At 65.8% G+C, this 12,834-nt stretch carries 14 protein-coding genes; 5 read left to right on the forward strand and 9 right to left on the reverse strand.

Going from position 1 to position 12,834, the window contains the following annotated elements; all coding sequences use genetic code 11:
• Positions 1-478: 478 nt before the first annotated feature.
• Both OHB41_RS38490 and OHB41_RS38495 read right to left on the reverse strand, forming a co-directional pair.
• A complete protein-coding gene (locus OHB41_RS38490) occupies positions 479-883 on the reverse strand; it encodes a hypothetical protein (protein WP_266704008.1) in 405 nt (134 codons plus the stop codon).
• A complete protein-coding gene (locus OHB41_RS38495) occupies positions 880-1,734 on the reverse strand; it encodes an IS5 family transposase (RefSeq protein WP_266704010.1) in 855 nt (284 codons plus the stop codon). The genes OHB41_RS38490 and OHB41_RS38495 overlap by 4 nt, the downstream gene beginning before the upstream one ends.
• Before the next feature lie 241 nt (positions 1,735-1,975).
• Between OHB41_RS38495 and OHB41_RS38500 the strand changes: the two genes are divergently transcribed.
• Positions 1,976-2,932 carry a hypothetical protein gene (locus OHB41_RS38500; protein ID WP_266704012.1) on the forward strand — a complete coding sequence of 319 codons (957 nt, stop codon included), beginning with the start codon at positions 1,976-1,978 and terminating at the stop codon, positions 2,930-2,932.
• A 594-nt stretch (positions 2,933-3,526) separates the two neighbouring features.
• On the opposite strand, the gene OHB41_RS38505 is transcribed toward OHB41_RS38500, so the two are convergent.
• Both OHB41_RS38505 and OHB41_RS38510 read right to left on the reverse strand, forming a co-directional pair.
• Positions 3,527-4,780 carry a hypothetical protein gene (locus tag OHB41_RS38505; protein ID WP_266704014.1) on the reverse strand — a complete coding sequence of 418 codons (1,254 nt, stop codon included), beginning with the start codon at positions 4,778-4,780 and terminating at the stop codon, positions 3,527-3,529.
• On the reverse strand, positions 4,780-6,030 hold the full coding sequence (locus tag OHB41_RS38510; protein ID WP_266704016.1) for a hypothetical protein: 1,251 nt from the start codon (positions 6,028-6,030) through the stop codon (positions 4,780-4,782). Before OHB41_RS38510 ends, OHB41_RS38505 begins: the two co-directional genes overlap by 1 nt.
• Positions 6,031-6,141: 111 nt before the next feature.
• Here OHB41_RS38510 and OHB41_RS52720 point away from each other — a divergent pair.
• The 3 genes from OHB41_RS52720 (at position 6,142) to OHB41_RS38525 (ending at position 8,015) form a co-directional block, all read left to right on the forward strand.
• Positions 6,142-7,208 (forward strand): IS630 family transposase gene (locus tag OHB41_RS52720; protein WP_526025008.1). Its coding sequence is split into 2 segments (ribosomal slippage): positions 6,142-6,588 and positions 6,591-7,208, totalling 1,065 coding nucleotides; the frame shifts between segments, so codons are not numbered across the junction.
• Positions 7,209-7,505: 297 nt separating this feature from the next.
• Positions 7,506-7,715, forward strand: coding sequence for a DUF8825 domain-containing protein (locus tag OHB41_RS52725; RefSeq protein ID WP_526025009.1), 210 nt, complete (start codon positions 7,506-7,508; stop codon positions 7,713-7,715).
• 33 nt (positions 7,716-7,748) lie between these two features.
• Entirely contained in the window at positions 7,749-8,015 is a 267-nt protein-coding gene (locus tag OHB41_RS38525) for a hypothetical protein (RefSeq protein ID WP_266704018.1), read from the forward strand.
• On the opposite strand, the gene OHB41_RS38530 is transcribed toward OHB41_RS38525, so the two are convergent.
• The 4 genes from OHB41_RS38530 to OHB41_RS38545 form a co-directional block, all read right to left on the reverse strand.
• Entirely contained in the window at positions 8,006-8,551 is a 546-nt protein-coding gene (locus OHB41_RS38530) for a hypothetical protein (protein WP_266704020.1), read from the reverse strand. The two genes, OHB41_RS38525 and OHB41_RS38530, sit on opposite strands and share 10 nt — an antisense overlap.
• A gap of 21 nt (positions 8,552-8,572) precedes the next feature.
• Positions 8,573-8,929, reverse strand: coding sequence for a hypothetical protein (locus OHB41_RS38535; RefSeq protein WP_266704022.1), 357 nt, complete (start codon positions 8,927-8,929; stop codon positions 8,573-8,575).
• Between the two features lie 106 nt (positions 8,930-9,035).
• Positions 9,036-9,875: an IclR family transcriptional regulator domain-containing protein gene (locus OHB41_RS38540; protein ID WP_266704024.1), complete on the reverse strand. Its 840-nt coding sequence runs from the start codon at positions 9,873-9,875 to the stop codon at positions 9,036-9,038.
• Positions 9,876-10,021: 146 nt separating this feature from the next.
• Positions 10,022-10,951 (reverse strand): quinone oxidoreductase family protein, encoded by a 930-nt coding sequence (locus OHB41_RS38545; protein ID WP_266704026.1) that lies wholly within the window; start codon positions 10,949-10,951, stop codon positions 10,022-10,024.
• A gap of 481 nt (positions 10,952-11,432) precedes the next feature.
• Here OHB41_RS38545 and OHB41_RS38550 point away from each other — a divergent pair, with 481 nt between their 5' ends.
• On the forward strand, positions 11,433-11,828 hold the full coding sequence (locus tag OHB41_RS38550; protein WP_266704028.1) for a hypothetical protein: 396 nt from the start codon (positions 11,433-11,435) through the stop codon (positions 11,826-11,828).
• 46 nt (positions 11,829-11,874) lie between these two features.
• Here OHB41_RS38550 and OHB41_RS38555 read toward each other — a convergent pair whose 3' ends face one another.
• The gene (locus tag OHB41_RS38555; protein ID WP_266704030.1) at positions 11,875-12,633 is read right to left on the reverse strand and encodes a hypothetical protein; all 759 of its coding nucleotides are present in this window, start codon (positions 12,631-12,633) and stop codon (positions 11,875-11,877) included.
• Between the last annotated feature and the right edge of the window lie 201 nt (positions 12,634-12,834).

The following is a 12,834-nucleotide window of genomic DNA, read 5'->3' on the forward strand; positions in this document are numbered from 1 at the left end:
CAAGCTGCGGCAAAGCCGTTGTGACTGAGTCTTCAAGGGGGCAGTTGGGCGATGGCCCGGCAGGATTTGCGCCTGACACGCGATGACCTGTGCGAGATGCTCGCCGTGCAGACGCCGGCATCTAGGGCTTGTCCGGTGGGTCACGGGCGGAGCTGTACGTGGATCGCTGGTGTGGTGATGGGGTCGTGGGAGTGACGCTTAATGCCCCACGACCTCACGGAAGTCGTGGTTCTGTTACTCCAAGCGCCACTGTCCAGCACTGGGGCGGGCGGGGCGGCGGTCAGGGTCAGGCGTGGGGAGAGGTTAGAGGTGAACGAGGAGAGGTTCGGCGAGATGGCGGGCCAGCTCGCCCGGGCCAGCTTGGATTCGTGGCGCGCGGGAAACCGAGCCTTCGCGGTGCTGCATTGCGGCATCGGGTGCGAACACATTCTCAAGGCTCTCTTGTGCCGCCACGACCCGCTTCTCATCTCAGTGGGCGTTAAGTCCGCTTCTGGTAGCGGCCTCGTCCGGGTTGGGTGAGGAAGCCTTGGCGGAGCAGGCGGGCGAGGCGGCTTCGGGTGATATTGACGGATGCCTCGTCGATGGGCATGTCGAGGTGTTCGTGCAGTTCACGGGCTCGGAATGCCTGCTCGGGGTGTTGGTTGAAGGTGTTCACGATGGCCTGGTAGGCGGTGCTCATCTCGGTCTGGGGTGGCTCGGGTTGGGGTGTTGCCGGTGCGGCTTGTTCGATGACCTTCCCGGCGATGTCCAGCTCGGCGAGTCGGGCCTCGGTCTCGGCCAGGGCCGCGGTGAGGTGTTCTATCTGTCCTTGGAGTTCACCGGCCCGGGCGGTGGCCGCCACGTGCTGGGTCTGGAGTTCGGCGAGGAGTTCGGTGACGTTCACGCGGCCAGCCCGAGCTCGTCGCGCCAGGCGGGGCTCGGCGTGGTCAGGCGGCGGGCCATGTTCGCGGTGGAGGCCCAGTAGACCCGTGAGGCGGAGGTGTCGGGTCGGTGGTCGTACTCGCGGGCCAGGCGCCGGTGCAGCAGCAGCGTCCCGTTGACCTGCTCGACGATCCACCGCTTGGGCTGCGGGACGAAGCCCTTGCCCTTGTCGTCCGGGTTCCGGCGGACGATCTCGACGTCGATGTCCTGCAGCACGCCGTGGATGACCACCTCGTCCTTGAAGCCCTGGTCCACCAGGGCCTTCTCCAGACGGTTCCCGCAGCGTTCGGCGGCCTGGTCGAGCAGGGCGGTGCCAGCGGTGTTGTCATGGGCGGAGGCCGGCAGGACGACGACGCCGATGACCAGGCCGAGAACATCGACGGCCAGTCCGCGCTTGCGCCCGGATACCTTCTTGTTGACGTCGAGTCCCGTCGTGGTCGTCGGGACACCGGCTGCCGCACGCACGGACTGGGTGTCGATGATCACGAGGGACGGGTCCTCTAATCGTCGGGCCTTCTCCCGCACCTGGCAGCGCAGGAGTTCCTGGATCCGCTGGTCCAGACCGTCCTCGCGCCACAGCGTGAAGTAGTAGAACACCGCTGACCAGGACGGGAGGTCATGCGGCAGATAGCGCCACTGACAGCCCGTCCGATTTTGGTAGAAGATCGCGTTCACGACCTCCCGGAGATCACAGGACCCCGGGTCCCCGGTCGCCGACCGCGCCACCCGGTCCTGCTTCCAGCCCGTGATCATCGGCTCGATCAACGACCACTGCTCGTCCGATAAGTCACTCGGGTACGGCTCTCTGTCCATGCCCCGCATCCCAGCATGTCCATGCCGAGCGGACAGACCCGCACGGCGATCCGTCCCCCGATCGAGCGACCCCGAACCAAGAAAGGTCGGACTTAACGCCCACTCAGAGAAGGGCGACCGGGCCCACCGCTTCCATAGCCTCGGATTCGGAAGCGCGCCAGGGGTCAAACCGCTGGCCGAGGCTCGAACGATCGGCATCACGGAGGCGTTCAGGGACGCGACGGTCTTCATGGGCGGACGTATGCCCCTCGACGAGCGCGGCTTTCACCCGGTCGCCGTATCACGCAACGGCGTTGCTCATTACGCGCACCACAACGAAGGATCTGCGGCCGAGGTCGTCAAACTCGGTCTCCAGGTCATCGAAGCCGTACGTGCCGAACTGGGCCTCGACTCCTCCATCTTCTGGGGCGAGTACCAGTCCGTCTTCACGAACCTGGACAAGGTCGCCGATCTGCCGAGCCAGAAGGGCCAGAGCGACCGGCCGGTCATCGAAAGAGCGACCGAGCAGCTAGCGTTTTGCCAGGCCCAGATGGTCTTCGGCGAGCTCACCACAGCCGTCCGGAGAGCTCAGTCGGTCAGCTCATGGTGGGCTGAGGCGCGGCACGCCGACGTCCAGGAAACTGTAGCCCGCACGACCTTGATCGCCGCCCTGCTCACTGCCCTCGACTCTGCTGGGGACCGCATACGGGACGCTGCGAGAGAGCTTCTCGTCGCCTACGACATAGTCCCCTACGCCTTCCCGCTCGAAGCTCCGCCCAGCCCTTCCGAGATCGAGCAGCGGGCGCGGACCGCAGTGATGGTCAAGGTTCTACTCGCATCGAGCGTGGGCTCCGCCATCCGTCGTGTTCACAACGACTTCTCTGCCTTGTCCATCGCGCCGATCCTGGCTGAAGTCAGCACGTCAGGACGTCTGCTGGAAGACGCATTGGCGAAACCCGGCACACGCCGCTGGTGGCATAACTGCCCGGCCTGCGGCTACAGCGGCAACGTCTACGGTGACCTGGAGCCCAGGGGCTGCTCCTGCGAGCAGGAGTGGGACACCTGCCCCCACGACGACCGGAGCGAGGGGGTGGGAAGTATCCAGTCGTTCTGCTGCCCGTTCTGCGGGCTACTCCTCAATCACAGCGCGGAGTTGGCGGAGGCCGGCGTCGCGCCCGAGACGGCAGAACCCTCGGACGCGTCCCCGGCGAGTGGATGACATAGAACCACCGCGTTGCGCCAGCACGGCCTGCAAAGATCCGCCGGACAGACCCTAGCCTCGCGTGGGAGGCTCTCCTCTCCGGAGGCGCCTTCTATGTCTGGGAGGGCTTGGTCCCCGCCAACCGGCTCTTCCACACCCACCGGATCCGCGGCCGGGTCGCACAAGGGCACGGGCAGGCGACGCTCGGCCGCGATGAAGGGGTCGGCATCCTCGAAGCCACAGGAGAGGAACCTCTCCTCATCGGCTTGATCAGGACGGCAGATCGGGCATGGATGTTCACGCTCTTTCTCAACGCCATGGCCACGACGGTGCTTGCCTGCGTTGGCGTCACACCGCCTTCGTAAGAAGGAGACTGACGCAGTCCGAACTGCAGTTGGCGGGTGAGCGTTTGAGCTGGCGAGTTTCGCCGCGTACTGGGCGACCGCTTGGTGAGATCGGGCCGAGACGCGGTTCCGCTGTGAGCGCGTGTCACGTTCAGCAGTCCGCAGAAGGGCCTTGGCCTACCGTGTCTTTGATGACGCTGCGGATTCGGCCAGGCAGGGCACAATGCCAAGGCCAGGGACAGTCCGAGGAGCTTTTACCGGTACGACGCTACTCGGCGGGGCGCGCTTCGTGCGCGAGCTTGGGGGTGGCGCGCTCAGCCTGTACGGCGGACCGGTCGGGGATGGTCGGCGCGGCCCGGCGGAAGTCCAGGTCGTCGAATTCTCCGATTGCGTCGGCGAGCTGGTCGCCGACGATGTCGCGCAGCACCTTGATGGCCGTCACCAAGAGGTATCTGTGTTCAGGGGTGAACAGATGGTCGAAGGCGGCCTCGGTGTATGCGTGGTCGCCGCAACGTGCGTCGAAGCAAGCCAGTTCGGCGGTCTGGACGAGGTCCCGCGCGATCGCGGGATTTGCTCGCAGCTTGGTGACCAGGTCGATGTAGCGGTCAAGCCACTCGGGTGGTTCGGCGACGATGGATTTGAGGCTGGCGACGGCGATGTCCTGCCGGGTGGCGCCGACCTTGGTGTAGCTGTCGTGGATACGCCGGACTTGGTGTTGGACGAGTTCGTCTGCCTGGCTGAGGATTGCCAGGATCTGGCTGTTGTCGGGATCGCCGAGGGTGACTGCGCGGGCGACCCGTTCCCTAAGGTCGCTGCCGGGTACGACATCCAGGCGGGAGGCGTCGCGGATCGCGGCCAGCAGCAGCGCGATCAGGGCGTGGCTGGCCAGGATCTGTGAGGTCGGATTCGGGACGACGCCCTGGCGTGTGGCGGAGTTCAGTGCGACCAGCGCGTTAAGACATTCGGGCGAGTCGGCCAGCAGGCTATCGGCACGCAGAAACGCCACCAGTCCACCGGGGATGTGTTTGAGTCCCTTGAGCTGGGTGTCAGTGCGACGTTCCGCCTGTTCACAGCCCATGCCCTGGATGTGGGCGAATCGTTCGGGTACCCAGGCGTGGCCGTCCTCCCTGGAGGCGAGGGTCTGCATGTCCATGATCTGCAGATCCAGCGCCTGGGCGATGGCCCGGCCCCGGCGGGTGATGGTTTGGCGAACGAGGACGGCTCGTTGGGTGCCGGTCAGGCGCTGCAGTCCGGAGAGCCACAACAGCCGATCCGGCTCGCCTGACTGTCCCTTGGTGGTCTTGCATTCCAAAACCGACAGGCTCGTGCGCAGCCGGCCGTCGATGTCGACGGCGAGCACGTCAAGGTCGGTCAGGATTTCGCGCCCCCGGTCGGCGGCTACCCGCAACGGGACCCGCAGGCGAGCTAGGGCGCCCTCAGCGAACTCAAGGCGTCCCACCCGCCGCTCCAGGTCTGCGCCTGGGTCTTCGGGACGGGTGCGGTTCGTCTGGGCGGCCGCCACTAGAAGTTCCTCCGGGCCGTCGTGTCGCGCAGTGCTGACATGAACCGCCGCGAGTCGGCGTCGTCCAATACGACCGCGGTGGCGACCTGGGCGCGCTCGCGTTCCAGGTGGTTGTACGAGCGTTGCTCGCCGATCCCGGCAAAAGTCGTGTTCTCTTCGCCAGCGGTGTTCCCGCGTGCGTCGAGGATCGCGAGCGCTTGCTCCGCGACCTCGGCCTGCAGCAGGCGCATCCGAGCATGGCGGCCGTCGCCTACGACTTCGATGGTTCCAGCGGTTTCGAGCATCGCGTAGTCCTCCGCGATGCGCTCGTGGTTGCCGGCTTCGCCGTCGCGGATGAGGACATGCAGGAAAGCGCCTGGGCTAGTGAGCTTCCAGGATGCGAACGTCGATGCGTAGATCATGCTGCCGACGAGCTGACGGATGTGGCCGGATGGGTCGCGGGGGTCGGTACCGAACGGGTCTCGATGGAGGTGTGGTGTAAAGAGGAGTTTCTTGTCGCTGGTGGCGACGACCTGGGACCGCTCGACCAACCCGGCACTGACGGCGAAGTCGATCCACCGCTGTTCGGTGCTTTTGACGTGCTCCTCCGGAATACCGGGCGAGGCCATGACCTCCTCGATCAGCGCACCGACCTCTCGCTGCACGCGCGCGTCCTCAGTGCGCAGCGCGGCCGTCACCACCTCGGCGTCACCGACCCAGATGTTCGGATTGAAGACCACCGCGCGGCCGTCCTCACTCTGCACCTCGCGCACGAGGTTGACGGTGATCAAGCAGCCCAACGCCCGCTCGGCAGACTCATCCCCGTGCCCAGAGCCTGCCTGCAGAGCCGCATGGCGCTCCAGCGGCTGGATTGAGGTCGCCCGCATGATCTCCAGCGCGGCGCGCTGCGTCGGCGTGACAAGCAGAATGCCCAGCAGCCGATCCGTCGCACCCAACAGCTCGGCATTCGGCGGAACGAATGCCGCCACACTGACCAGCCCCCCGTCGGGGCGCCGGTCGCACTGAACCCAGCCCAGCTGTTCCATCGTAGGCAGTACAAACCGGTCAAGATCCAAGGGGCCGATCTTGGCTTCGATGCCGATGGCCCGTACTCGCTCGGCCGAGGAAACTTGGGCGTTGCGCAGCCGCCAGGCCATCTCGTAGATCTGCCCGGCAAACCGCAACGTCTCCAGTTCAGCGTGCACAGGCGACACCGAGTAAGCGGTCAGGTGCCGAGAAAATCCCAGGATGAGCTGAGCATCGCTGATCAAGAATCCCCCTGGACGTGATCCGTGAAGGCTGAGCCCACGAGCTTACTGAGGTTGAACGCGTGGTGTCGTAGGGGATGACGGCTAGCCGGTGGCTGCGGTATCACCGAAGGTATGCGGTATCCACAAGGGGGCGGGCTGACCGCCGAACGGCAGCAGTTCCGCGAAGAGTTACGGCTCAAGACGGCCGAGCGGTTCGCCCAGGGCGAGGGCAGTACCGCGATCGCCAGAGATCTTCGGGTCAGTGTCCGTTCGGTCCAGCGATGGCGTCACGCGTGGGCCGAAGGCGGCCCGCGATCCCTGCGGTCGCAGGGGCCGGCGTCTCTGCCAAGGCTGAGCGATCGGCAGTTTGCTCAGCTTGAGGCGGAGCTGGCCAAGGGGCCGGCCGCGCATGGCTGGGAGGACCAGCGCTGGACACTGAGCCGGGTCAAGACGGTGATCGGCCGGCGCTTCCATCTGACGTACACGATCCAGGGTGTGCGGAAGCTGTTGGTGCGTAACGGCTGGTCCTGCCAGGTCCCGGCCCGTCGTGCCATGGAGCGGGACGATGATGCGGTCGCGGGGTGGGTCAAGGAGGTGTGGCCCCGCGCGGAAGGTTAGCGGCGGCCCGTGGAGCCTGGCTGGTCTTCGAGGACGAAGCCGGCTTCTCCATGACACCGCCGCACGCAAAGACATGGGCGCCACGCGGCCGGACCCCGGTGGTCCGGGTCCGCGGCCGTTCCCGCAGACGCATATCCATAGCCGCGCTGACCTGCTACAAACCCGGCCACCGATCGAGGCTGATCTACCGGCCCCGCCGCGACGACGGCAACCGTGACGGGCGCAAGAGCTTCTCCTGGCGCGACTACCGGGACCTGCTGATCGCCGCCCACCAACAACTCGACGGCCCCATCGTCCTCATCTGGGACAACCTCAACGTCCACAAAGCCGCAGGGCTCCGGGAGTTCGCCGAAACCCGCGACTGGCTGACCATCCACTACCTGCCGCCCTACGCACCCGACCTCAACCCCGTCGAAGGCATCTGGTCCCTCCTGCGACGTGGCTGGCTCTCGAACGTCGCTTTCAGCACCCCGGAACACCTCGTCCAGACCGTCCGGCGCGGCCTACGGCACATCCAGTACCGCAGCCACCTCATAGACGGCTGCCTCACCGAGACCGGCCTGACCATCCGACCCGCCTGATCAGCAGCACGACATCCCGAGTTCAACCTCAGTAGCGGACGGTATCGTCCGCGCTCGCATAAGCCGACTACGACTTCCGCCTGGTCCTGGGCGACGGCGGTCACAGCCCCAACCACGGCGGCGTCCTGCTCCCTGATGCCCTCCGCTGGTTGTGGCGGCCCGACGAGGGCTGGGTGTCGCCAGATGTTGATCAACAACCCTGAGTGCCAGGGCAGTCACAGTCGCCCGCGTCTGGAGTGGCTGGGGCGTTGGTCAATGGAATCGAACAGGTGATTGAATTGGCCTATGTGCCATCTCATGCCTTCCGACCTCGCCCGCACTCAACACGAGTGGACCGCCACGTACCGCGAGCTGGCCGCACGGCGGGGTGGTGCCGCACTGCGGCGTCGGCTTCTCAGCCTGTCGGTGGCGGTGTATTACCACCCGTTTTGGGGTTCCCGAGGCCGTTTTCCGGTGGATGGGGAGAGGTTGGTCGATCGGCCTCGTGAAGAGGAGGTCGGCACATGATCGTCCACTGGTCGGCTTGGTCCGGTGCCCGCCATGTTCGAGCTGCCGTCTGACCCGCCCCGCCTCCGCATGATCCTGGACTTCCTCGACGAGCAGGTCGCGCGGAATCAGACGATCGGCATCTATGTGTCGGTTCAGCAGAAGGCTGTCCGTCATGCGCTGTCCGTTGCCGAAGGTCAGGCTGAAGCTGCTCGTCGACTCGTCTGCCGCTTCTTACGCGCCGAGGGTCGCGCCATCTCCGTGATCTTCGTCCAGCCGTGCATGTGCGGGCCGCAAGTCCTGGGCACGCCCTACCGATGATGCCGAGGGCGAGGAGGGTCTTGTCGAGGCTGGCGTTGCTCGTCCTGGGCTCGTCGGCTTCGTTCCCCCGCGCGCTGTCCGCGTTGCTGCAGAGGTTGGGCAGAGGGGCGTGTCGGCTGGATTGAGCGTTCCCCAGCTACCTCCGGGCGGGCGAGCCTGGAGACAGCTCGCTCGTATGCCTCGGCCAGGTAGCGCGGGCCGACCGCGAGGACCTGTAGCCGTGGCCGCCGGTCGCGGTCTGCGGTGTCGGGCACCGGGTCGAGAAATCGGTAGACAATGCGATAGCGCGGCGCTGGGCGGTTGAGGCGTCGGTCGACGTCATACTCCTGCTCGTCGAAATACAGCTTCCAGCAGTTCCTCAGTTCCGCCGGCCAGGAATCCGGCATCCGTTCCAGACGGGTGCCCTGGACTTCTCCGCTGGTCAGCTGCGCGATGCGGATGAGCGCCAGCTTCTGCAACTGGAGGTTCTTCAGCTGCAGGATGTCGGCGCCGACCTGCGGTAGGTGGTCTCCGCGGAAAGGGTCGGACGCCGCCACGACTTCTCCGTCCTGCTGTCGTCAGTCCTCGCGAGCCGACGCCCCGCCGGCCTGGAGGAGATCGTCGGCGTCCTCGGGCTGCGCCTCGGCGACCAGGCGGGCCAGGGCCGCCGTATCCAGCCCCTGCCCGGGGGCGGGAGCGTCGGCCAGCCGATTGGCTGCGAGATTGCCGAGGTCGAGGTCCTCGCTACGCTCCAGTGCCCGGCAGAGCTCCAAGAACAGGTCGTAGGGAAGGACTACGGCTTCGGGCTCGCCCCCCTCCTGCTCGCCGACCAGCAAGGGGAGGGCCCGTTCGCCGCCTTGCCGGAACCCCGCGAGGACCGTCCGGAGGGTGGCGGCCACCCTGGCAACGGAGTGAACTTCTTGCTGTCCGCTCATGTGATTCACCCTAGCCACGACTCTCGCCGGTCGGCGCATGGATTTCTGCTGCCGGTCCACCCTGCTCTCCCTGCACGTGCGGCGAGTCCTCCGACCTGGGCTTTCCTCACGTTCCGAGCATCATGGCCATGGGCTCCGACAGATGGCTCAGTCTGGCGCTTAGCTGAGAGGCAGCCGTCTTTGTCGCCTCGATCACTGACTCCGGAGCCTCAGGCATGACGGTGGCAGGTTTGAGTAGGAGTGCGGCTCCCATGATCGCTTCCCCCCAGACGATGGGCGCCGCGCAGGAATTCCACAGGGGCATGCACTCTTCGTAGCCGAGGGCGTAGCCGCGGTCACGGACCTCTTCGAGTGAAGCGAGGAGTTCCTTGTCGTCGCGGTAGACACCTGGGCCCGCTTCAGCCGGAATCGGTTCGGCCAGCACCAGCTCCTGAAGGGTCGTAGGGAGGTAGGCAAGGATGGTTCGGCCGCTGGCTCCGGTACGGAGCGAACGGGTGACGGAGAGGATGTCGAGGGCGGTCATACCGAGTTCCACCAGGTCCGAATCACCCACGGCCATGTCTATGCACTGACGCTGGGCGCCCCCGAAGGGGGCCAGCATGTATTGGAAGACCAGGCCTCCGTCAGTGGCCTCGCGCAGCTCCTCCAGGATCGTGTGCGTGCTGTCGTCCTTGGCTGGCGCGCTGGCGAGCGCGTGCATTCCGAGGTGCGCAGCGGTCGCCCCCAGTCGGTACTTGCCGCGTCCGATGCGCTCGAACAGTCCGCCGTAGACGCCGGATTGCAGGATGCGTGAGGCGGTGGAGTCGTCCAGGCCGGCCGCCTTGGCTATCTCGCCAGTGCCGTGTACATCCCCGCCCAGCTGAGCAAAGGCTTTCTGGACTCGGATGAATCGGTCGACGAGACGAGATCCGGTCTCCGAGGCGTTCGAGATTTCGTTGCCAGTCATGTAGCCCGCTACCTCCCCAACGGGTGGGCCGCTCCCGTCAGAGACCGGCCCACCAACTCCCGCACATGGACGACTAGTTGAAGGACGCCTCGCGTCGCACTCTTGTTCCAGGTGGCGGAAAGTTTGAGGGTAATCTGAGCTTTCAACTACCCGGCGGTATCAAGGCAGAGCTTCCCGGTGTGCGCCCGAGCGGCCAGAGCGGCGTGGGCAGCGGCTGCCTTGCTCATCGGATAGACCTGTCCGAGGACCGGGCGAAGCGAGCCGGCGCGCACGGCGTCGAAGAGTGCGTTCATACTGGCGGGCAGGGCCTTCAGGTCGCGGAACAGGGTCGGCAGCCAGAAACCGGAGACGGTGATCGACTGCTCCATCAGTACCTTGGTCGACACCTCGGTGGTCTGGCCCGACGCGTATCCGTACACAGCCAGCCGCCCGTTGGGGGCGAGGGCGGCGATGATCGAGTGGAAGGTCGGTCCGCCGGTCATCTCAAGCGCGACCTGGACCGGGCCGCCGGCTGCTTCCTTGATTTCCTCAGTGAGGTTCTCACTGGTGGAATCGACGACTGCGTCGGCACCGAGGTCTTCTGCGAGCTGACGCTTCTCCTTCGTGCTCGCCAGGGCGATCACCTTCGCGCCGATGCTCTTGGCCAGTTGGACGGCTATGGACCCCAAGCCGCCCGCGGCGGCCGGGATCACCACGGTCTGGCCCTCCCGGACAGCAGCGACGGTGTGGAGCAGGTGGTAGGCCGAATTGCCCTGGAGGCACAGTGCGACTGCCTGCTCGTCGGTCACGTCATCAGGCACCTCCCACGAGGTGCGGCGGTGGACGTGGGCCTGCTCGGCGTATCCGCCGCCCTGGGTGAGGCCAACAAAGCGCTTGCCGTCCGCTGTCGTGCCGACGACTTCGTTGCCGGGAATGTAGGGCAATGTCACGGGAGCGAGATAGCTGTTTCCCCGTACGTGCATGTCCGCGTAGTTCACGCCTGCGCGACTCACCTGCAAGAGGTGATGGGCGCCGCGCGGCTCAAGATCGGGGACCTCAACCACCTGCAGCACTTCGGGACCGCCGAACTGTTCCATCCTAATGGCGCGCACACTTCTCCCTGCGGTTGTGGATCTGGGTATGCCTCCTACGCCCAGGCTATGTCATGGAGTTGACGGTTCTGCGGAGTGCTGGCAAACGCCCTCCGTTTCTCACGGGGTGAGAAATGAAACCGCATTCTCACCACATGAGATGTGTTCAACGGGCTCGTTTCTCACCACGTGAGAAGCGAGCCGCCCCACGCGACTCTCTGTGTTTCATCGTTGACGTAGTCATATTCGCAAGGGTAGGAATCAAGACGCGGGGAGGGCGAGCGTCCGCATCGACCGGGGCGCCGCGCGCCGGATCGCTCGGCGCTGCCGTGCCTGGGATCGTGTGCTGGGACGGGCAGTTGGTCCTCCGGAACGAGCAGGGTGTCGCCCCGCACAGGCAGGGAGAAGAAACGCGTGTCCTTAACGGGGGATGAGCCGAAGGCACGCAATACACAGAAGGTGAAAATAAACCGCGGGGGCGATAGCGATGACGGTGCCGGGCGGGAGCCGGCGGGAAAATCGAAACGGCGTGCTGGACAGGGATCCGCAAGACACGGAATCCCTGGACGGCACCCACGAATTCGCGGACCTTTCCGGGAATAATGAGGTCCGTCATGACGGGAAACAGGGAGATGGTCTCGTTCGCCGCGACGCTCCGAGCGGGGTGTGGCTCGCAGCCGAGGACGGGACCATCCTGTTCCACCCGATCTCCGTAGCTGCGGAGGGGGTTCGCCGCTGGCCGGAGCCGGATGCCGACTCCGCGGAAGAAGCTGATGAGAAGACACTCGACGCAGCAAGCCGGCTGATGCCCCTGCTTCCGCGTGAACTGATCGCGGAATACCTCCAGTTGGGCCCATACCGCGGTGATGGCGGCGCCACCTAGTTCGAAGACGGAGTGCGGGGCCGTTCCTTCGGGAACGGCCCAACTCCTATGCCTTACCGGCTTCCAGCCGTCCAAGCTGCCCGATCATGGACAGGACGGCTTCCCTGCTCGATGGAAGCAATTCGAGGCACTGGCTCGCGATCTGTGACACTCCCTCGTCCTGGAGTGCTTCGAGTACGTCCACCTGGCCGAGGGCACGTGTGACCGAGGCGATTTGCTCGTCCGTGAGTCCGGCAGCCGCTTCGAGTAGGCCAGCCGTGCGGGGGAGCGCGTCGAGCACTGAAGGGTTACGGGCGATGTTGCCCAGGGCCACACGCTGCTCGGCCGTCAGGCGGGTCACCTGCAGAGCGATCTCCCGGACGTCTGCATCACGCAGAATGTCGAGGGTCTGCAGCCGACCGAGAAGGTCCGTGACCGTCTCAGGGCTGGCGTCCCCTTCCACATTTTCCAGCCGGATGTGCCGGACGCCCAGCCGGCGCAACTGCTCCAGGAGGGCCAGCTGTGCCTGCGCGTCGTCCTCGAAGGCCACCTCGTCCTCGGCGAAGTAGGAGACGCGTCGACCGAAGAACTTGGAGAAGGCCTTCAGGTGATTCAGGGTCACGTTCGTTCCTGGCTTGCCTGTCCCCAGCTCCCAGAGGTACGCGTTTGAGATCGCAACCCCGGTCTTCTCGGTGATCTCCTTCGCCAGCGCCTCCCAGGACGGCACCTTGCCGCCTTCGGGTGCACGTTCCTCGCGGAGTCGTGACAGCTTCTCCGCGAGCGTACGTGGCGGCTTGTTGGTGCCGTCACCGACGGTTCCGGGCATCGTCAGTCCCTCCTCCTCTCCTGTGGGGCTTGATCATTATGCGGGAGATGCGCGAACCCTGTCGCGATCCACGCACGTGAATATCACTTCGCGGGCAGGTCGCGTCAAGCGCTCTCGCAGTGCAGCTCCGCGTCCGTAAATTGGTCTAGTCCACTGGTGGCAACGCTGCTGCCTGTGAGCCTCTCACGCGGTGAGAAGCCG

It is taken from the genome of Streptomyces sp. NBC_01571 (genome assembly GCF_026339875.1).
Lineage (GTDB): Bacteria > Actinomycetota > Actinomycetes > Streptomycetales > Streptomycetaceae > Streptomyces.